This window comes from Stenotrophomonas sp. YJH_SMC_122 (assembly GCF_059369535.1).
Genome location: NZ_JCAFST010000022.1, coordinates 1 through 21,025, shown reverse-complemented (window position 1 = coordinate 21,025; position 21,025 = coordinate 1). Strand labels below are relative to the sequence as shown.

Annotated in this window: 15 protein-coding genes and 1 tRNA gene; 7 read left to right on the top strand and 9 right to left on the bottom strand. The window is 67.7% G+C overall.

Annotated elements, in window-relative coordinates:
• Positions 1–59 precede the first annotated feature (59 nt).
• The 3 genes from AC5P66_RS19485 (at position 60) to AC5P66_RS19475 (ending at position 7,446) form a co-directional block, all read left to right on the top strand.
• The gene (locus tag AC5P66_RS19485; RefSeq protein WP_099494650.1) at positions 60–3,287 is read left to right on the top strand and encodes a hybrid sensor histidine kinase/response regulator; all 3,228 of its coding nucleotides are present in this window, start codon (positions 60–62) and stop codon (positions 3,285–3,287) included.
• A complete protein-coding gene (locus tag AC5P66_RS19480) occupies positions 3,284–3,925 on the top strand; it encodes a response regulator (RefSeq protein WP_049416983.1) in 642 nt (213 codons plus the stop codon). Before AC5P66_RS19485 ends, AC5P66_RS19480 begins: the two co-directional genes overlap by 4 nt.
• 263 nt (positions 3,926–4,188) lie before the next feature.
• On the top strand, positions 4,189–7,446 hold the full coding sequence (locus AC5P66_RS19475; RefSeq protein ID WP_263468018.1) for an autotransporter family protein: 3,258 nt from the start codon (positions 4,189–4,191) through the stop codon (positions 7,444–7,446).
• A gap of 505 nt (positions 7,447–7,951) precedes the next feature.
• Here the strand turns inward: AC5P66_RS19475 and ychF are convergent.
• From ychF to AC5P66_RS19430, 9 genes are all read right to left on the bottom strand, one after another.
• Positions 7,952–9,043, bottom strand: coding sequence for a redox-regulated ATPase YchF (gene ychF / locus AC5P66_RS19470; RefSeq protein ID WP_005415403.1), 1,092 nt, complete (start codon positions 9,041–9,043; stop codon positions 7,952–7,954).
• Between the two features lie 98 nt (positions 9,044–9,141).
• The gene (locus tag AC5P66_RS19465) at positions 9,142–9,723 is read right to left on the bottom strand and encodes a DMP19 family protein (RefSeq protein ID WP_238378406.1); all 582 of its coding nucleotides are present in this window, start codon (positions 9,721–9,723) and stop codon (positions 9,142–9,144) included.
• Between the two features lie 41 nt (positions 9,724–9,764).
• Positions 9,765–10,343: an aminoacyl-tRNA hydrolase gene (gene pth / locus AC5P66_RS19460; RefSeq protein WP_099494652.1), complete on the bottom strand. Its 579-nt coding sequence runs from the start codon at positions 10,341–10,343 to the stop codon at positions 9,765–9,767.
• Between the two features lie 48 nt (positions 10,344–10,391).
• Positions 10,392–11,009, bottom strand: coding sequence for a 50S ribosomal protein L25/general stress protein Ctc (locus AC5P66_RS19455; RefSeq protein WP_049416979.1), 618 nt, complete (start codon positions 11,007–11,009; stop codon positions 10,392–10,394).
• Between the two features lie 108 nt (positions 11,010–11,117).
• Entirely contained in the window at positions 11,118–12,077 is a 960-nt protein-coding gene (locus tag AC5P66_RS19450; RefSeq protein WP_005415400.1) for a ribose-phosphate diphosphokinase, read from the bottom strand.
• A gap of 140 nt (positions 12,078–12,217) precedes the next feature.
• Positions 12,218–12,294, bottom strand: a tRNA-Gln gene (locus tag AC5P66_RS19445).
• 11 nt (positions 12,295–12,305) lie between these two features.
• On the bottom strand, positions 12,306–13,175 hold the full coding sequence (ispE, locus tag AC5P66_RS19440; protein ID WP_049439754.1) for a 4-(cytidine 5'-diphospho)-2-C-methyl-D-erythritol kinase: 870 nt from the start codon (positions 13,173–13,175) through the stop codon (positions 12,306–12,308).
• Positions 13,172–13,831: a lipoprotein insertase outer membrane protein LolB gene (lolB, locus tag AC5P66_RS19435; protein WP_099485617.1), complete on the bottom strand. Its 660-nt coding sequence runs from the start codon at positions 13,829–13,831 to the stop codon at positions 13,172–13,174. The genes ispE and lolB overlap by 4 nt, the downstream gene beginning before the upstream one ends.
• Entirely contained in the window at positions 13,828–15,513 is a 1,686-nt protein-coding gene (locus tag AC5P66_RS19430; protein ID WP_181452442.1) for a tetratricopeptide repeat protein, read from the bottom strand. The genes lolB and AC5P66_RS19430 overlap by 4 nt, the downstream gene beginning before the upstream one ends.
• A 63-nt stretch (positions 15,514–15,576) precedes the next feature.
• On the opposite strand from AC5P66_RS19430, the gene hemA reads away from it, so the two are divergent.
• Genes hemA through ppk2 form a run of 4 tightly spaced genes read left to right on the top strand, consistent with a single transcriptional unit; the run spans position 15,577 to position 20,461 of the window.
• The gene (hemA, locus tag AC5P66_RS19425; protein WP_099494655.1) at positions 15,577–16,860 is read left to right on the top strand and encodes a glutamyl-tRNA reductase; all 1,284 of its coding nucleotides are present in this window, start codon (positions 15,577–15,579) and stop codon (positions 16,858–16,860) included.
• Complete coding sequence (gene prfA / locus AC5P66_RS19420; protein WP_005415394.1) at positions 16,838–17,920, top strand: peptide chain release factor 1; 1,083 nt, start codon at positions 16,838–16,840, stop codon at positions 17,918–17,920. The genes hemA and prfA overlap by 23 nt, the downstream gene beginning before the upstream one ends.
• 5 nt (positions 17,921–17,925) lie before the next feature.
• Positions 17,926–19,632 (top strand): O-linked N-acetylglucosamine transferase, SPINDLY family protein, encoded by a 1,707-nt coding sequence (locus AC5P66_RS19415; RefSeq protein ID WP_495216565.1) that lies wholly within the window; start codon positions 17,926–17,928, stop codon positions 19,630–19,632.
• Between the two features lie 46 nt (positions 19,633–19,678).
• Positions 19,679–20,461, top strand: coding sequence for a polyphosphate kinase 2 (gene ppk2 / locus AC5P66_RS19410; protein WP_005415392.1), 783 nt, complete (start codon positions 19,679–19,681; stop codon positions 20,459–20,461).
• Positions 20,462–21,025 lie beyond the last annotated feature (564 nt).

Genomic DNA, 21,025 nt, shown 5'->3' with positions numbered 1-21,025 from the left:
AGCGGCGGACTTCGCGCCGCCACCGGTGCCAATGTCCGCCCCCTGCCCTGAGACCTGCCATGCCGGCCGAGGCCGCTCCTGTACGCCGACTCGCTCGCCGCTCGCTCCGCGTCCATGCCCTGTTGATCGGCGTGGTGGTGCTGGCGACCCTGCAGGCCGGACTGCTGCTGTCGGCCGGCTCGCAGCTGTTGAACGAAGAGCGCAGCAAGATCGAGTACCACTTCCGCCGCCTGGACGGCACGTTGCGCGAGCAGGAGCGCTTCCTGCGCCAGTGGCGGCTGCATGATGTCGGCGTACGAGGCCAGCCGGTTGCCGATGCCAGCGTGGAACTGCAACGCGGTCCGCTGTACGCCAACTTCGCGGTGATCGGGACCGAGGGCGCCGGTCGTTCGCCACCGACCGAGCTGGGCGACCGGTTCCTGCGCTTCTACGGCACGTTCTGGTCCGCTTCGCGCTACCCACCACCGCAATGCCTGCTGGTCGATGGCCAGGGCACACGCGGGCTGCTGGCACCGGTACAGATCGTCGGTACCGATGCAAGCCAGAACAGCCCGCATCACCTGCGCCCGGCGATCGCCGACATCCACCGCGCACTGGGTACGCGGCCCACGCTGCAGCGCGGCGGCATCGTCTGGGTAAGCGTGCCGTGGCGCGACCGGCAGACCTGGCTGCTCGCCATCGCCCACGCCCCGCAGGATGCGCGCCTGTGGGGTGAGGACGGCAAGGATTCGCAGGCCGCGCTGGCGTGCCTGCTCGATCCGGCACGCGTCGATGACTACCGGCAGGTGCTGGGTGTTCCGGTGTTCCAACGGCTGTCGCTGTTCGATGCCGATGGCCAGCGCCTGCTGGGCGATGCTGCAGATGCCAGCAACGCTGGCACCTCCTGGCAGGCAGGCCTGGGAGGCCTGCAGTTCCGCATGCGCAGCGAGCGCGGCTGGCTGGCGGTCTACCACGTCAGCTGGCGGCAGGTATTCCAGCACCCGCAGGGGCCGCTGCTCGGTGCGACGGTGGTGGCCCTGCTGCTGGCACTGGGTGGCACGCTGGTGCTGCGCGCGTATCGGCGCTCGGTCATCGAGCCGCTGCGCAGCAACCACGCGCGGCTGCTGGAAAGCGAAGCCTTCAGCCGCACGATCCTGGACAACGCGCCGATCGGGCTGTGCCTGCTGCGCCGTTCCGATGGCAATGTGCTGCTGGACAACACCCTCGCCCGCCGCTGGCTGGGTGAAGACCATCATACCGGAGGCTGGCACGGCCCCTGGCGGCGCAGCGTGCTCGCCGCTGGAGGCACCACGCTCGGCGATGGGTTGGCCTACACCACGCCCGAAGGCCGCCACCTGCTGGTGACGGCGACGCCGGCGCGCTACCGCGGCGAGCCGGCGGTGCTGTGCCTGTTCATCGATCTCAGCAGCCAGCACGAAGCCGAGCAGGTGCTGCAGCAGGCGCGCCGTGCCGCCGACCAGGCCAACCGGGCCAAGAGCCAGTTCCTGGCCACCATGAGCCATGAGATCCGCACGCCGCTATACGGCGTGCTCGGCACCCTCGAACTGCTCGGACTGACGCCACTGGATGCGCGTCAGCGGGACTACCTGGGGACGATCCAGCGTTCGTCCTCGACGCTGATGCAACTGATCAGCGACATCCTCGATGTCAGCAAGGCCGAGGCCGGGCAACTGAGCCTTGAACCCAGCCCGTTCGATCCAGTGCATCTGACCGAGGATGCGCTCGACTCGTATGCAGCCGCGGCCGCCGGCAAGGGGCTGCAGTTCTACGCCTGCATCGATGCCGATGTGCCACCCGTGGTGTGCGGTGATGCGGCTCGGATCCGCCAGATACTCAACAACCTGATCAGCAACGCGCTGAAGTTCACCGACAGCGGACGCGTGGTGGTGCGCGTTTCGGCACGCTGGCAAGAGCAGCGCTGCTGGCTGCAGTGGCAGGTCGCCGATACCGGCATCGGCATTGCCAGCGAGCACCAGGCACACCTGTTCGAGCCGTTCTACCAGGCCAACCCGGGCACCGATGCGATGCGCGGCACCGGCCTGGGCCTTTCCATCTGCGCGCATCTTGTGGCGTTGATGGAAGGCCGGCTGCGCGTGGTCAGCGAGAGCGGCCTGGGCAGCAGCTTCAGCGTCGAACTGCCGCTGCCCCCGGCGCCGGCCGATCCGCAGCAATCTCCTGCGCCGCAGTTGCCTGCGGGCCTGCAGGTACAGGTGCGGGGCGGTGTGCGCGAGCTGGTCCAATCACTGTGCGACCGCCTGCAGCAGCGCGGTGCACTGGCCAGCGTGTACCGCGATGAAAGCCCGGCGGGCTTGCCGTCGTCCACCGTGCTGCTCGACCTGGTCCTGGACGACGCGTTGCCCGGGTGGGTGGATGGACCGCGCGTGGTTGCCTGCCGCGAAGGCGGCGTGCGGCCACGGCAGATCGATGGCGCCTGGCAGGTTGGCCTGCACCGGTTCGACGCGATCGTGCTCGCATTGGCCGCCGCCAGTGGCCAGCCGCTGGCGGCCAGCACCGAAGGGCGCCTGCCGGCGACGCGCCGTTTCGGCCTGCAGGTGCTGGTGGCCGAGGACAACCCGATCAACCAGGCGATCCTGCGCGACCAGCTGGAACAGCTCGGCTGCCGCGCCGTGGTCGCCAGCGACGGCAATGAAGCGCTGGGCTACTGGCAGCAGGACGAGTTCGCGCTGGTGCTGACCGACCTGAACATGCCGGGGCTGGATGGTTATGGCCTGGCCCGTGCCTTGCGGGCACGTGGTGCCCGCGTGCCGATCCACGGGGCCACTGCCAACGCCGACCCGGCCGAACGCCAACGCTGCCAGGAATCGGGGATGCAGGGCGTGCTGGTCAAGCCGATCACGCTGGAAGCGCTGCAACGCCTGCTGATCGGGATCACCCGGGGCGATGCAACGGTTCCCGCGCCATCGCAAGGACCGGAATCCACCGATACGCTCGATGATGATCTCCCGCTGCAGGTTCCCGCGAAGATGCAGGCGTTGTTCGTGCGGACAATGCAGGCCGACCTGGACAGCCTGCGCCAGTCGATTGCCAGCGCCGATCCCGCGCGCGTGGTGCAGGTACTGCATCGCATCCGTGGCGCACTGGTCATCGTGGGCGCACCCGCGCTGGTGGACAGCGGCCTGCAGATCGAGCACAGCCTTGCGGGCGGCGATGACCTGGCCACCCAGGCGGCGTCGCTTGCCCGCTTCCAGCGACGCCTCGAACAGCTGTTGCATCCGCTGCTTGATGCGGCCTCCCCTTCCCCACCTGACGACCCGACCCCGCCATGACCACACGGATCCTCATCGCCGACGACCACCCGATCGTGCTTGCCGGCATCCGCGACGTACTGGCCGGGGAACTTGACCTGGACGTGGTGGGCGAAGCGGCCGACCCGGCGACGCTGATCGAACTGATGACCCGGACCCGGCCACAGGTTGTGATCACCGACTACAGCATGCCGGGGGGCGACCGCTTCGGGGACGGCATCAAGCTGATCTCGTTCCTGCGCCGCAGCTTCCCGGAGACGCGCCTGCTGGTGCTGACGATGGTGTCCAATCCGTCGTTGGTTGCAGCGATGTATGCCGCCGGTGCCGGCGGCGTCGTGCTCAAGAGCCATGGATTGGGCAGCCTGGTACAGGCCCTGCGCGTGGTGCTGGCCGACCGCGTCTACCGGCCACCGGGCCTGCTGCCGGTCGCGGCGAGCGAACCAGCCGATGCCGATGCGGTCCGTGCACGCCTGTCGCCGCGCGAGCTGGAAGTGATCCGGCTGTTTACCGGCGGCATGAGCGTGGGCGACATCGCACGCCAGCTGCAGCGCAGCGCCAAGACGGTCAGCACGCAGAAGATCAGTGCGATGCGCAAGCTCGGCGTGGACAGTGACCAGGCACTGATCGAGTACTGCCTGCAGGCCTCGTTGTTCGCCTGAGGCCCACTCCAGGCTGAATCCTGCGGGCCCCGTACGAGGGCCTGCGACGGCTTTAGGAAACGCCTGATTCCATAGGACAGTGCCGATTTCTAGGCTGGACGCATCCCGCCATGGTGCGCCTGCCGGCAGCAACCGCGTCGCCGTGGGGGACGGAAGCCCGATGGCGCCTGCAGCTGCCATCGCGTGTGGCTTCCGCAGCGACGCGGCCCTGCCGCGCCAGTCCGCGCAGCCCTGCTGCGCCCTGCCACAGGAAGTCCAACAGCATGTACGCCTCCCCCACTCGGCGCCGCCGTGCGTCCGGGCGCGCGCGCCTCGCGCCTGCTCCCCTCCTTCCCAGCCTGCTGGCAACCGCCCTGTGGGCGGCACTGCCGGTCCACGCCGCCGATCTGACCGGGCCCCTGCAGGTCAGCGATGGCAACAGCCTGCAGCTGGGTACCGATGATGTCCTCACCCATGGCGCGGGCAGCTTCGCACTGGCCGTCACCGGCGCTGGCAGCAGCGCACTGATCGACGGCAGCCGCATCAACGTGACCGGTAATGGCAGCGCCGTGTCTGCCGCCAACGGCGGCCAGGTGCAGCTGCGCGGTGCCACCCTGTCGATCGCACCCGCTACCGGCGCGGGCTTCTACGCGCTGTATGCCAATGGAGCCGGCAGTGTGATCGATGCGCGCGATGTCGACATCGATGCCACGCGCAATGGCAGCGGATTCGGCAGCGTGCAGGCCTACAACGGTGGCGTGATCCGTTACACCGGGGGCCGCCTTTCAGCGACAGGTACCGGTGCGGTGCTGGCCGGTGCGTCCGGCAAGGGCAGTGAACTGCACCTGGCCGATCTGCAGATGAGCGCCGACGGTGGTGCCCGCCTGCGCGCCGACAGCGCAGGCCTGCTGACGATCCGCAACAGCCGCATCACCCTCGCTCCCGGTGGCATCCTTGCAGGCGTGGCGGTCAACGGCGTGGGCAGCCGCGCCGAGTTGTACGACACCTACCTGCAGAACGGCTGGTTCGATATCGACAGCGGTGGCAGCGTGCTGCTGGAGAACGTGGAAGCCCATTCGGTGGGCGGCAGCATGCGCCTGCTCGGCAGCAGCATCAGCAAGACCTATTCCAGTGCAGTGATCAACGGCGGCAGCTTCTCCACCGTCGGCGGCTATGGCGTGAACATCAACAGCTGGGGCCAGCTGACCGCGCGCGACGCAGCGTTCGATGTGCGTGATGGCTACTCCGGATTCTGGCTGGCCAGCGATGAGTCGCGCCTGCAGCTGACCGACAGCACCATCGACACCTGGACCGACACCTACGGCTACGGTGTCGAGATCGCCGGCGGGGTCGCCACCGTGCAGGGTGGCCGGATCACCACGCACGGCGATGCGACCTATGGCGTACGCGTGACCGGTTCCACCGGCAGCACCGCCAGCCGCATTGAAGCCAGCGGCAACGTGATCGACGTGCGCGGCAACGGGGGTGGCGGCGTGTTCATCGGTGGCTCCACCGCCACCGCGCTGCTCGACACCGTTGCGATCCGCGGCGACGGCGAGAACGTGTTCGGCATCGTGCACATGAACACCGCGCGGCTGACCCAGGCCGATCGCCTGGACATCCGCATGACTGGCAGCAACAGTGGTGGCTACCGCTCCTACCTGACCGCGTTCGGCCCGTACTGGAACCGTGCCACCTTCAATGACAGCCACATCGAGACCGCCAGCGGCGCCGCGTTCTGGCTGCAGGGCAGCAACCATGCGTTGACCGTCAATGGCAGCGATGTGACCGCAGGCGACGGCAGCGGGCGCCTGCTGCGGGTCAGCGACACGGTGTTCACCGATGGCAGCAGCGTGGCGACCAGCCGCATCGACTTCAGCGCCGACGCCAGCACGCTGCGCGGTGACGTGGTAGTCGACAGTGCAACGGCTGACGTACGCATGGTGCTGGGCAACGGCACCACGTTCAGCGGTGCTCTGCGCAACGACTCCGGCTACCAGGTCGCACAGCTTGCGCTGGATGGCAGCAGCCAATGGAACGTGCGTGGCAGCTCCAGCGTCGGCGCGCTCGAACACGCCGGCACCATCGCCTTTGATGCCCCGGGGGCAAGCGGCTTCAAGACCGTCACTGTCAGCGGCGACTATGTGGGCAACGGTGGCCAGTGGATTTTCAACCTTGCACTGGGTGACGACACTTCGCTGGGCGACCAGCTGGTCATCAATGGCAACAGCAGCGGCACTGCCAGCGTGAGCGTGCGCAATGCCGGCGGTGCCGGTGCACTGACGCAGGAGGGCATCCGCCTGATCACCGTTGGCGGCCAGTCCGATGCACAGTTCAGCCTGCAGGGGCGCGCGGTTGCCGGTGCCTACGACTACTTCCTGTTCAAGGGCGGCGTGTCGACCCCGGATGATGGCAACTGGTACCTGCGTTCGGAATACGTGCCACCCGTCGATCCGCCGGAGCCGCCGGAACCGCCGATTGATCCGCCGCAGCCGCCGCAGCCGCCGGAGCCGCCGGTCGATCCGCCGTCACCGCCGGAACCGCCGGTGGATCCACCGTTGCCGCCGGAGCCGCCGATCGATCCGCCGCGCCCACAGGTGGAACGCCCGGAACCGGCGGCCTACCTGGCCAACCGCAGCGCCGCGCTGGGCATGTTCCGGCACAGCCTGTACGACCGCGCCGGTGATCCCGCCGCCGAGGCCGGCGCCAGCAGCGATGCTGTGGCCTGGATGCACCTTCGCAGCGCGCAGCCCGACAGCCACGACCGCAGCCGCCAGGTCCAGGTCGATGGGCAGATCAGCAGCGTGCTGGTCGGCGTCGGCCGTCGCTTCGAGGTGGGCGGCGCGGGCGAACTGCAGGCAGGTGCGATGCTCGGCCACGGCCGCGCGCGCAATGACAGCCGCTCGCAGGTGACCGGCTACACGGCGCGTGGCGTGGTTACCGGCACCAATGTGGGTGCCTATGCCACCTGGCTGCAGGATGCGCGCATGCAGGGCGGCGCCTATGTGGATGGTTGGCTGCAGTACGGCCGCTTCCGCAACAGCGTGCAGGGCGATGGCCTGCAGAAGGAACGTTATGACGCCCGCAACTGGAGTGCATCGGCCGAAGCCGGCTATGTGCTGCCCCTGCGGCGCACCGCGCAGCGCGGCATCTACCTGCAACCGCAGCTGCAGGTGGTGCACAGCCGCTATGACAGCGATCGCGTGGTCGAGGCCAACGGCACGGTGGTCGAAGACCGCGGTGGTGACGAGACCAGCACCCGCCTCGGCCTGCGCCTTTACAGCCGCGGGTTGAGCCCGGCGCAGGGCCAGGTGCATCCGTACGTGGCAGTGAACTGGTGGTCCGGCGGCAACGGCGCGGGCATGGCGATGGACGGCGAGCGGCTTCAGCGGCAGCTGCCGCGCGACATCTACGAGGCCAAGGCCGGTGTGCAGGTGAATCTGTCCGGCGGTTGGCGCGGCTGGGGAGAACTGAGCCGGCAGAGCGGCGGCATGGGCTTCCGCGATGTCGGCGCCCAGCTGGGTGTGTCGTACACCTGGTGATGCGGCAAGTGCCCGGCAATGGAGTGCCGGGCGCCTTTTCCACATGCTGCGTGGAAAGCGATGGGAGTTTGGTGTGGACAAGTGGCGGTGAGCTCCACGCATCAAGCGTTTCAGGGATTGGCGTTTTTTTGTCCACGCCCATGCGCGGTTTTCCACATCCGCCGTGGAGAGTGGTTGGGATTTGGTGTGGACAAGTGGGTGCGAGCATTGCACCGCAGGCGTTTCGAAGCGTGGTGAAAATTTGTCCACGCTGCACAGGCAAGCCTGGCAGAGCCGAGCCCACGCTCGGCTGATGCCCCCCTGAGCCGAGCGTGGGCTCGGCGCTACAGGGGAGTTGCGCGGTTTTCCACATGCGGCGTGGAAAGCGATGGGAGTTTGCTGTGGACAAGTGCCGGCGAACGTCACGCCGCAAGCGTTTCGCAGGGTGGTGATTTTTTGTCCATCGCCGGAAACGCGAACGCCCCGCACAGGGCGGGGCGTCCGGGGCCGATCCGTTGCCGCCGGATCAGACGTTGAAGCGGAAGTGCAGGATATCGCCTTCCTGCACGCGGTATTCCTTGCCTTCCAGGCGCAGGCGACCGGCTTCCTTGGCGCCGGCTTCGCCCTTGTACTTGATGAAGTCGTCATACGCGATGGTTTCGGCGCGGATGAAGCCCTTCTCGAAGTCGGTGTGGATGACCGCGGCGGCTTGGGGCGCAGTGGCGCCCTTGCGCACGGTCCACGCACGGACTTCCTTCACGCCAGCGGTGAAGTAGGTCTGCAGGCCGAGCAGGCTGTAGGCCGCGTTGATCACGCGGTTCAAGCCCGGCTCGCTCAGGCCCAGGTCGGCCAGGAAGGTATCGCGGTCCTCGTCGTCGAGCTGGGACAGCTCTTCTTCGATCGCGGCCGACACCGGCACCACCTGCGCGCCTTCTGCGGCGGCATGCGCGCGCACGGCTTCCAGGTGCGGGTTGTTCTCGAAACCGTCTTCCAGCACGTTGGCGATGTACATCACCGGCTTCAGGGTGAGCAGGAACAGGTCGCGCACCAGCGCCTTCTCTTCCTCGTCCAGGCCGGCCGAGCGGCCGGCCTTGCCCTCCGACAGCGCCGCCTGCAGCTTGGCCAGCACCGGCTTGCGCGCCGCTGCATCCTTGTCGCCGCCCTTGGCCGCACGCTCGGCACGGTTCAGTGCCTTCTCGACGCTGTCCAGGTCGGCCAGCGCCAGCTCGGTATCGATGGTTTCGATGTCCGAGATCGGATCGACCTTGCCGGCCACGTGCACGATGTCGCCGTGCTCGAAGCAGCGCACCACGTGAGTGATCGCATCGACTTCGCGGATGTGCGCCAGGAACTTGTTGCCCAGGCCTTCACCGCTGGCGGCACCGGCCACCAGGCCGGCGATGTCGACGAACTCGACCGCGGTCGGGATGACCTTCTGCGGGTTGATGATGCCCGCCAGCTCGTTCAGGCGCGGATCCGGCACCGGCACGATGCCGACGTTCGGCTCGATGGTGCAGAACGGGAAGTTCGCCGCGGCGATACCCGCCTTGGTCAGCGCATTGAACAGGGTCGACTTGCCGACGTTGGGCAGGCCGACGATGCCGCATTTGATACCCATGGGTTGAATCCGGGTTTGAGTGTAAGTGGATGATTCGGGATTCAAGGCTCGCCTGCGGGCATGCCCTCAATCCCCAATCGTCCTTCCAGTAGCCCGCGCTAGAACGCGGCGTACAACCTGTGATGTTCTGCGTACGCTTTCAGCAGTTCTTCCAGCTTGCCGTCATCGACCAGCGCATAGAATCGCCCATCCAGCGCATCAAGTGCTGTTTCGACTTCATCGTCGAGCCACCCGTCAGCACGATAGATCTGCAGGCGCCTCTGCGCATGATGATCTTCCATAGCCTCATTGCCAAACAGTAGCTGCTGGGCCGCGAGCACGATGTCTCGCACGTCAAGCTGCTGCATCTCCCCAAGCCCTGCAAGCGCTTCAGCAATGTAGGCGCCAGCAGAATTGAGGAAATAGGCATCAAGCCCTCCACGATAGACATCATTGATGAGCGCGTTGATCGCAAAGTAACGCTGATCCTGCACTGACAGTCCGGCAAATCCACAACCGTTCCCGTGGACCTGTTCGATCAACCAATGCCAATGCCGCCCCTCTGCAGATTCCCCGAAACGCTTGCGCTCTTCGCGAATATGCCGATCTCGTGCTTTCGCCATTTCCATGCTTTGCCGCGTGCCATTCCGGCACGGCATGCAGAGCCCATCGTTCCGGGCCGCCGTCGCCAGCAGGATCATGGCGCCACACACGGTGCAGGGAGTACGCGGGTCGGTCATGGTCAGCGCGGGGTATGCAGCCGCTTCATCGCTTCGTTGAAATCGCCCTGCACCGCCAGCGGCAGCACGTCGATCGCATCGTCGATGGCGCGTGCGATCAGCACGTCGTCGTCCTTGGACGGGCGCCCCAGCACCCAACCCACCACGCGGTCCTTGTGGCCGGGATGGCCGATGCCCACGCGCAGGCGATGGAACCTGCCGTGGCCGAGCAGGCGGATGGTGTCGCGCAGGCCGTTCTGGCCACCATGACCACCGTCGAACTTCAGCCGCACCACGCCGGGCGGCAGGTCCAGTTCGTCGTGGGCCAGCAGGGTTTCCTCCGGCTCGATCTTCCAGAACCGTTGGGCAGCGGTGACCGACTTGCCGCTGAGATTCATGAAGGTGGCGGGCTTGAGCAGCCACACCGTCTGCCCGGCGATCTCGACCTTGGCGGTCTCACCGAACAGCTTGCTGTCCACATTCCATCGCGCACCGGCCTTTTCTGCCAGGGCCTCAACGAAATGAAACCCGGCATTGTGCCGGGTCCGGGCGTGTTCCGATCCGGGATTGCCCAGACCGACGATCAGTCGCAGTCCTGCCATGGTTCCTTCCAGTACGGTGCCTGCCCGGAGGCAGGCACCGCAGCGGTATTACTCGGCGGCAGCCGCTTCTTCGTCAGCCGCGTCGACCTTGCCGGCCTTGGCGGTAACGATGGCGTCGTCGTGGTCCTTGCCCAGCGCCAGGGCCGGGATTTCCACGCCCTTCGGCAGCTTGATGTCGGACAGGTACACCACGTCACCGGCCTTCAGCTCGCCCAGGTCGACTTCGATCGACTCCGGCAGGTCCTTCGGCAGGCAGGTGATGGTGACTTCCTTCAGTTCGTGGGTGACCACGACATCGGCAGCCTTGCCGGCCGGCGAGGTGTCTTCGTTGACGAAGTGCAGCGGGACCGAAGCGGTCAGGGCTTCGTTCTCGTTCACGCGCTGGAAGTCCAGGTGCATGATCAGCTGCTTGTACGGGTGGCGCTGCATGTCACGCAGCAGGACCTTCTGCACCTGGCCGTCCAGGTTCAGGTCCAGGATCGAGGCATAGAACCACTCGTTCTGCTGGGCCAGCCAGATTTCGTTGTGGTCCAGGCTGATGGCGACCGGCTCGGCGTTGCCGCCGTACACGATGGCCGGGATCACACCCGCGTGACGCAGGCGGCGGCTCGCACCCTTACGCTGCAGTTCACGCTTGGTGACCTTGATTTCATGGGTCTTCGACATTTTCGACTACTCAGGTTGTTGCCTCGCCTTTCGGCGTGGCGGTTGAAGATGCTTCCGCGACCAGAAGCATCCGGGTATGCCCCGCCGTTGCTGGCAGGGGCGAAAAACTCAGTCGACGTACAGCGAGCTGACCGATTCGCCGAAGGCGATGCGGCGCATCGTTTCGGCCAGCATTTCCGCAACGCTCAGCTGGCGGATCTTGCTGCACACCCGCGCCGCGTCCTTCAGCGGGATGGTGTCGGTCACCACCAGCTCGTCGAGCTGGGAATTGGTGATGTTGTCCACCGCCGGGCCCGACAGCACCGCGTGGGTGCAGTAGGCGGCGACCTTGAGCGCACCGCGCGCCTTCAGGGCAGCGGCAGCGGCGCACAGGGTGCCGGCGGTATCGACGATGTCATCGACCATCACGCAGGTCTTGCCTTCGACGTCACCGATGATGTTCATCACGGTGGAGACGTTGGCGCGCGGGCGGCGCTTGTCGATGATCGCCAGATCGGCGTCATCCAGGCGCTTGGCCACTGCACGGGCGCGGACCACGCCACCCACGTCCGGCGAGACGACGATCAGGTTCTCGGTGCCGTAGGCGCGCCAGATGTCGGCCAGCAGCAGCGGGGACGCGTACACGTTGTCCACCGGAATATCGAAGAAGCCCTGGATCTGGTCGGCGTGCAGGTCGACGGTCAGCACGCGATCAGCGCCCGCGGTGCTGAACATCTTCGCCGCCAGCTTGGCAGTGATCGGCACGCGCGAGGAGCGCATGCGGCGATCCTGGCGCGAGTAGCCGAAGTAAGGCACCACGGCGGTCACGCTGGCCACCGATGCGCGCTTGAGCGCGTCGATCAGCACCAGCAGTTCCATCAGGTTTTCCGCGCTCGGCGCGCAGGTCGGCTGGATCACGAACACGTCCTGCTTGCGGACGTTCTCTTCGATCTCCACCTGCACTTCGCCATCGGAGAAGTGCGAGACCAGCGCCTTGCCCGGGCGAACCCCCAGTTCCTTGCAGATGTTCTGCGCCAGACGTTTGTTGGCGTTGCCGGAAAAGACCAGCAGGTTCGGGGACTCTTGCATCATGATTGTCTCGGGCGGGGACGAGTGGCGGGGATCCGGGGGCGGCAAGGACCCGGATGGACCCTTGCTGCTGACAACACCGCGGTTGTTTCCACGTCCCGCGCGGGCGATGCGCTGGAAGGCGCGGACACAGCCGCTATTGGCAGGGGCGGTAGGATTCGAACCTACGAATGCCAGGATCAAAACCTGGTGCCTTGGGCCTCTTGGCGACGCCCCTGCATTGATAAATCAGTGTTGCTCGAGTGCATCCAGCAGTGGCGAACGCGCAACGCCCGCTGCCACCCTTGCCCGCAACTCCTTCGGCAATTTCGACCGTCCCTGCTCTGCAGCAGACTGCGACGCGAATTCGACGAAACAACCACTTCCCGAACCGGTCAGCCGCGCCGTGCCGATGTCGCTCAACGCGGCAAGCGCTGCCTCGACGGCAGGCTCACGGCGGCGCAGCACCGGTTCGAACGCGTTCCCGACCAGGGTCCCGGAAGCGAAGTCCTCTATTTTCGCCACTGGGCTGTCGCGCGTCAAATCCGGGTCTGCAAACAGGGCCGGCGTGGGAACATGAACGCCCGGTTCGACCACCACATACCAGGCCGGCGCCAGCGTGATCGGCTGCAGGCGCTCGCCCACCCCTTCGGCCCAGGCGTTGCGGCCGCGTACGAACACCGGCACGTCGGCGCCCAGGCGCAGGCCCAGCGCGGCCAGCGCCTCTTCGTCCAGCCCGGCCTGCCAGAGCCGGTTCAGCACCACCAGGACCGTGGCTGCATCGGACGAGCCGCCACCGAAGCCGCCACCGGCGGAAACATGCTTTTCAACGATGATGTCCGCACCTTGCGCGACATTAGTCGACTCTCTCAGCAGCTTCGCGGCACGCACCGCCAGGTCATCGGCCTCGGCCACGCCCGCCAGGCCCTCGCCGTGCCGGCGCACCTGGCCGTCCTCACGCAGGCGCAGGCCGATGCGGTCGCCCCAGTCCAGCAGGCGGAACACGGTCTGCAGCTCGTGATAGCCGTCGGCGCGGCGGCCGGTGATGTGCAGGAACAGGTTCAGCTTGGCCGGGGCCGGCCACCAGGACCAGCCCGCGTCATCGCGCCCGACACTCATGGGGCGCCCTGCCCCCACTGATCCACCAGCAGGCGCACCTTGGCGTCACCATTGCTGGCTTCGATCCGGCGCGGCAGTGCCGGACGCCCGGCCTCGGCCGGGTACCAGTCCAGGTACTGCACCTGCCAGCCCATCTGCTGCATGCGGCGCGGCCGGCCGTCAGCGTCGCGTTCGACCGTCTCGGGGCCGGCGGCGTCGCCGGCGACCAGCCCGCGGATCCACTCCGGCAACTGGTTGACCGGAATGTCCCAGCCGGTCGCCTCCAGCAACAGCTGCTGGGCGTCCTCGCCGTCGCGCGGGCCGCCTGCCAGTCCTTCCAGACGGCCAGCTTCGGAATGGGTATCGCCGGTCAGCTTCCAGCTCTGCCGGGTCACCGGCGCGCTCAACTCCACCACGTAGCGGCGGCCTTCCTGCTTCCAGTCGATGCGACCGCTGCCGCCGTCCTTGCCCTTGCTGACCGCGACCCGGCCCTGGAAGGCCCAGTCCGGCTGTGCATGCAGGGCGGCCACGCGCGCGGCTTCGGCCTGCGCCGCTTCGGCCGAGACCGTCTCGACCACCGCCGGTGGCGGGGTCTTCTGCGTGCCCACGCTGGTACAGGCGGTCACCACCAGGGTCGCAGCCGCCAACAGCAGCGGCCGGATCAGGGAAACACTCATGGATTGAATTTCTCGCGGGCGCGCAGCAGCGCGCGGTTTTCAGGGTCGAGCTTGGCCGCTTCGTCGAAGAAGTGGCGGGCCTCGTCATGCTTGCCCAGCACCCACAGCACTTCGCCGACATGGGCGGCGATCTCCGGGTCCTTGGCCAGGGTCCAGGCCCGGCGCAGCTGCACCAGCGCTTCGTCCTTGCGGCCCAGGCGATACAGCACCCAGCCATAGCTGTCGACGATGGCGGCGTTGTCCGGCTCGGCGACGCGGGCGCGGTCGATCAGCTCCAGCGCCTCCTGCAGGCGCCCGGTACGGTCAGCCAGGGTATAGCCCAGCGCGTTCAGCGCCGGCACGTTTTCCGGGTCGGTCACCAGGATCTTGCGCAGGTCGGCCTCGGCGCGCGGAATATCGTCACGACGCTCCCAGGTGAGCGCGCGGGCGTACAGCAGGCCATTGTCATCCGGGTAGGCGGCCAGGCCGCGGGCCAGCGCATCCAGTTCGCCAGCACTGTCATCGCCGCGCTGGCGCAGCTCGGCCTCCAGCAGATACGCGTCACGGCGCACATCATCATCGACCACCGCGTCGGACTGGATCGCGTGCACCTCATCCAATGCCTGCGGCAGCCGTCCGGCCAGGGCCTGGGCGTTGGCCGCACGCAGGCGCGCCTCGCTCAGCTCATCACCGCCGGGCACACTGTGGTACCACTGCACCGCCTCGGGATAGCGCTTCAGGTATTCGGCGATCTTGCCCAGCAACAGGCGCTGCGCGGGGTCCGGCTTGGCCGCCTGCCGCGACAGTTCGTTGTAGAGGTTGGACAGCGCCGCCTTGTCGCCCTGCTTGGCCAACAGTGAAGCGCGCATGCCCCAGGTCTGCACATCCTGCGGGCCGAATGCCAGTACGCGCTCGGCCGCAGCCGGTTGCCCCAGGCTGTCGTAGGCGATGGCCACCGCATTGCGCAGCTCGGGGTCCTGCCGGGTCTTCGGCTCGACGTCGTGCAGCAGCGACAAGGCCTTGTCGGTCTCGCCCGCCTGCTGCAACTGGCTGGCACGCAGCAAGGCAACGCGCGGTTCTTCGGGGAAGCGCTTGACCACTTCATCGATCATGCGCCGCGCCAGGTCGGGCTTGTCCATGCGCAGGGCGAGGCGGCCGAACTCCTGCCAAGCCTCGATCTTCGGTGGAATGGCATTGGCATCGACCAGCTCGCCGAGCACCTGCGCAGGCACCGCCGGGTCGCGGCCACCGCCGATCAGCGCGGCCAGGGCGAACTTCCAGCCGCGCTCGTCGGGGTCGGCCAGCAGCGCCTGCAATTCAGTGCGGGCGGCCTTCACATCGCCCTGGCGCATGGCCAGCGCACCGGCGGCGCTGCGCATGGTCAACGAACGTGGGGCGCGCTGCTGCCACAGGGCCAGGCCCTTGGCGGCGCTGGCGTCATCGTTGGCAAGCATGGAAATACGGGTCGCGCGCTCGGCCAGGCCGGCATCGCCGTCGGTCTGCTGCGCCGCCTGCAGGTACCAGCGCGCGGCCTCGGCCAGCTTGCCGGCCTGCAGGGCGAACTCACCGGCCATCACCGGCTCCAGCGCCAGTTCCTCGGTGGCCGCGGCCCGCACGGGGGCCCTGGCCGGCACCGCCGCCAGGGCCTGGGCGCAGGCCAGGGACAGCAGCAGAACACTGGGGATGCGAATCAATGCGGGCATCGTCGGCATCGGGGCCTTAAAATGTCGTCCAATGGCCAGCAGCTTATCGCAAGCAACTGAACAATGACCCTGTGGGTGCTCGGACTGAATCACCAGACCGCACCGGTGGAGCTGCGCGAGCGCGCGGCCTTCGCCGGTGAGGCGTTGCCGCGTGCGCTGGGCTCGCTGCGCGATACCCCGCAGATCGCCGAGGCGGTCCTGCTGTCCACCTGCAACCGCACCGAGCTGTACGCCGTGGCCGACTCGGCACAGGCGCTGGACCAGTGGCTGCGCAGCCAGGCCGGCGACCTGCAGGGCTATCTGTACCAGCATGCCGATGCCGAGGCTGTGCGCCACCTGTTCCGGGTCGCCACCGGGCTGGACTCGATGGTGCTGGGCGAACCGCAGATCCTCGGCCAGGTGAAGGACGCCTGGTCGACCGCGCGCGACCATGGACTGCTCGGACAGCGTCTGGACCGCCTGTTCCAGCAGACCTTCTCGGTGGCCAAGCGTGCGCGCACCGATACCCAGATCGGCACCAACCCGGTGTCGGTGGCCTCGGCGGCCGTGCGCCTGGCGCAGAACGCGTTCGCCCGGCTGGACGACTCCACCGTGCTGCTGGTCGGTGCCGGCGAGACCATCGAGCTGGCTGCACGGCACCTGAGCGAAGGCAAGGTGCGGCGGCTGCTGATCGCCAACCGCACCCTCGCCCACGCGCAGGAACTGGCCAGCCGCCATGGCGGCGTGGCCCTGCCGCTGACCGAACTGGACCGCCACCTGGGCGAGGCCGACGTGGTGTTCTCGGCCACCGCCGCGCGCGAGCCGGTGATCCATCGCGAGATGGTCGCCAAGGCCCTGCGTGCACGCCGGCACAAGCCGATGCTGCTGTTCGACCTGGCCGTTCCGCGCGACATCGAAGCCGAGGTCGGCACGCTCAATGATGCCTTCCTCTACACCGTCGATGACCTGGAACGCGCGGTGGAAGACAACCGCCGTGGTCGCCGCGAGGCCGCCGCCGAAGCCGAGGCGATCATCGACCTGCAGGTATCGCGTTACGTCGAGACCCAGCAGGCCAGTGCCCATCAGGCGCCTTTGCGGCAGCTGCGTGCGTTCGGCGAGGCCACCCGCGCCGAGTTGCTGGAGCGCGCACGCCAGCAGCTGGCCAACGGCAAGCCCGCCGACGAAGTGCTGGAGCTGCTGGCCCACGGCCTGACCAATCGCCTGCTGCATCCGCCGACCGCCGCACTGCGCGCCGCCGCGCTGAGTGGCGATGCCGACCTGACCCGCGCCGCCGAGCGCCTGTTCCCGGCCACGCCGGGCTACCACCACCCACCCGTGAGACCCGATGACGCCGACCCTGCGCCGTAAGCTGGAAGCGCTGGCCGAGCGCCGCGAAGAACTGGAACGCCTGCTCGCCGAACCCGATGTGGTCGCCGACAACACCCGTTTCCGCGACCTTTCGCGCGAATTCGCCCAACTGGAGCCGGTCGCTGCCGCGCTCGCCGATGAAGCCCGTGCCAAGGCCGACCTGGCCGCCGCCGAAGGCATGCGTGCCGACCCCGATCTGCGCGAGCTGGCCGACGAGGAAATCGCCGCCGCCCAGGCGCGCCTGCAGGAGCTGGAACAGGAACTGGCCCTGTTGCTGGTGCCACGCGATCCGCGCGACGAAGGCAACCTGTTCCTTGAAGTACGCGCCGGCACCGGCGGCGACGAAGCCGCGATCTTCGCCGGCGACCTGTTCCGCATGTACGCCCGCTATGCCGAGCGCCAGGGCTGGAAGGTCGAGATCGAATCGGACAACCCCGGCGAGCATGGCGGCTACAAGGAAGTGGTGGCGCGTGTGGTCGGCCGTGGTGCGTTCTCGCGCCTGAAGTTCGAATCGGGCACGCACCGCGTGCAGCGCGTGCCGGCCACCGAATCTCAGGGCCGCATCCATACCTCGGCGGCGACCGTGGCGATCATTCCCGAGGCCGACGAAGTCGATGACATCGTCATCAATCCGGCCGACCTGAAGGTGGATACGTTCCGCTCGTCCGGCGCCGGTGGCCAGCACGTCAACAAGACCGAGTCCGCGATCCGCATCACCCACGTCCCGACCGGCGTGGTGGTGGAGTGCCAGACCGAGCGCAGCCAGCACGCCAACCGCGACAAGGCGATGAAGCGCCTGAAGGCGCAGCTGCTCGATGCCGAGCGCCAGCGCCAGGACGCGGCACAGGCCGAATCGCGGCGCCTGCAGGTCGGCAGCGGCGACCGCAGCCAGCGCATCCGCACCTACAACTTCCCGCAGGGCCGGATCACCGACCACCGCGTGGAAGGCCTGACGTTGTACGACCTGCCCAACATCCTGGCCGGTGACCTCGACCCGCTGCTGCAGCGGCTCAGCCACGAACACCAGGTCGACGCCCTGGCCCAGCTGTCGGCGGGCTGAGCACGATGACGGCCTGGCAGCAGCGGCAGCACCTGCAGCAGGCGATCGCACGCCAGCCCGGCGACTTCGTCGCCTGGGTGATGCTGGCCGACCTGGAACTGGAAGCCGGCGACATCGCTGCCGGCGAGCAGGCCGCACGACGCGCCCTGCAGCTGCGCCCCAACCACCCCGAAGCGCTGGCGCGGCTGGGCCGCGTGGCGTGGATGGCCGGCGCGCACGCCGACGCGGCGAAGCTGCTCGGCCAGGCCTCGGCATTGGCCCCGCAGCACCCGGGCATCGCGCTGTGGCTGGGCCATGCGCTGGAAGATGCCGATGATGCCGAAGGCGCGGCAGCGGCCTATCGCCGCGCGCACGCGCTGATGCCGGGCGAACCCTACATCGCCGCGCAGCGCCTGGCCTGGCAGCGCCGCCTGTGCGACTGGCAGGACGTGGACACGTTGGCTGCGCAGGTGCGCAACGCGCTCGCCGCCGGCCAGGGTGCGGTGGAGCCCTTCGCCTTCCTCAGCGAAGACGCCAGCGCTGCCGAGCAGTTGGCCTGTGCGCGCGCACGCGCCGCGGTCGTTGCGTCGGCGGTGCGCCCCCTTCCTGCAGTGAAGGTTCGCGAGCACGGCCCGTTGCGCGTCGGCTTCCTCTCCAATGGCTTCGGCGCCCATCCCACCGGGCTGCTGACCGTGGCCCTGCTCGAACACCTGCGTCATGACCGGGCGTTGCAGCTGCACCTGTTCGCGCTGAACCACGCCGATGTCAGCCGCATCCGCGAACGCCTGCAGGCCGCCACCCGGCTGCATGAGGTGGCCGCACTGCGGCATGCCGATATCGCGGCCCGCATACGTGCACAGGGCATCGACCTGCTGTTCGACCTGCGCGGCTGGGGGGGCGGCGGCACGCCCGAAGTGCTGGCCATGCGCCCGGCCCCGTTGCAGCTGAACTGGCTGGCCTACCCCGGCACATCAGGTGCGCGCTGGCTGGATGCCGTGGTCGCCGACGAATTCGTGCTGCCGGCATCGCTGGAACCTCACTTCAGCGAACGCGTCCTGCGCCTGCCACGTGCCTTCCAGCCCTCGGACAACACCCGCGTACTGGAGCCGGCACCGTCCCGCGCGGAGTGCAGCCTGCCCGAACGCGGCGTGGTGTTCTGCTGCTTCAACAACAGCTACAAGCTCAACCCGCGCAGCATGGGCCGCGCCTTCGCGGTGCTGCAGGCCGTGCCCGGCAGCGTGCTGTGGCTGCTGTCCGGGCCCGGCAAGGCCGATGCGCGCCTGCGTGCGGCCGCGCAGGCCGCAGGCCTGGATCCAACGCGGCTGGTGTTCATGGCCAAACTGCCGCATCCGCAGTATCTGGCCCGCTATCAGCTGGCCGACCTGTTCCTGGACACGCATCCGTACAACGCGCATACCACCGCGTCCGACGCGCTTTGGGCCGGCTGCCCGGTATTGACCTGCCCGGGCGATACCTTCGCCGCGCGCGTGGCCGGCAGCCTCAACCATCATCTGGGTCTCTCGCGGATGAACGTTGCCGACGATGCGGCGTTCATCGCCACCGCCAGCGCGCTGGGCAACGACCCGGTGGCGCTGGCAGCGTTGCGTGCCGAACTGGCACAGGCACGCGAAGACAGTGGTGTGTTCGACATGGCCGGTTTTGCCCATGACCTTTCCGCCCTGCTGCAGACGCTGGCGGGCGAGCAGGGCTGGCAGGGCGTCGACACCCCCTGAGCAACCCCTGCGTTACGCTCCGGCTTCCTCCCCGCGTGGTGTGACGATGGCCAAGCTCAAGCGCAAGGACTACGACGAACTGCTGCTGCCGCTGCAGCTGGAACTGACCGCAATGGCGCGCTGGGTGCAGTACAGCGGGCAACGCCTGCTGGTGCTGTTCGAAGGCCGCGATACAGCTGGCAAGGGCGGCGCGATCCAGGCCATCAGCCAGCATCTCAACCCGCGCCAATGCCGGGTGGTGGCGCTGCCCAAGCCCACCGACCGTGAAGCCACGCAGTGGTACTTCCAGCGTTACGCCGCGCATCTTCCCGCCGCCGGCGAGATCGTGCTGATGGACCGCAGCTGGTACAACCGTGCCGGTGTTGAACGGGTGATGGGTTATTGCAGCGAAACCGAATACCAGCAGTTCCTGCGCCAGGCGCCGGTGTTCGAACAGCTGCTGGTGGACGACGGCATCCTGCTGTTCAAGTACTGGTTGTGCGTGGACCAGGAGCAGCAGGAAAAGCGCTTCGCCGAACGCCATCTCGATCCGCTGAAGGGCTGGAAGCTTTCTCCGGTGGACCTGAAATCACGCAGCAAGTACAGCGCGTACACCGAGGCCCGCGAGGCGATGCTGCGTGCGACGCATCGCGAGGCGGCGCCGTGGACACTGGTGGACTTCAACGACCAGCGGCTGGGCCGGCTGACCCTGGTGCGCAACCTGCTGGACCGGTTGCCCGATACGCGGGTGGACGCACCGTTGCCGGAGCTGCCGAAGCTGAAGGGCAAGCTGCATCGCGAGCACTACGATGTGCTGAAGCCGATCGAGGACTTCCCGGTCGAGGATTAGGGTGGGTCGGCAGGGCCTGCGGCCCTGCACCTGCCGAAGCCAGAGCAACGGCAACAGCCGGCTCTGGGAGTTTTGCTTGTTGGCTGAGGTGGTGTGGGTTGGCAGGACACGCCGTAAACCCATCCATGGGGGCTCGATGGCGCCATCCATGGCGCCAACGGTCCTGCCAACCCACACCACCCCATCCCCGAGGAATTTCCGGTGACGGAAGTAGATCCACGCCATGCGTGGATGAATCTCCATTGAAATCGAATATTTCGACAATTGAACGAAGAGCATCCACGCATGGCGTGGATCTACGTGTCGACCAGGGTCGACACCCACCAACAGCAGCGTGGTCGACACCCACCAAGAGCAGGCCATGCATTCCGACAGATCGCGGCGAACTGTCGAAGGCGGGGTGGGTCCGGTTGCGGGGGCGTGTGATCTGGCCCCCTGAAAACGGACGCCATGAAGCCGTTTCAGGCGGCAGCCCGGAGCTGCCGGGCATAGTTGTTAGGCGAGTGGTAGCCCAGCGCCGAGTGTAGCCGGGCTGGATTATAGAAGCCGTGGATGTAAGCAGCG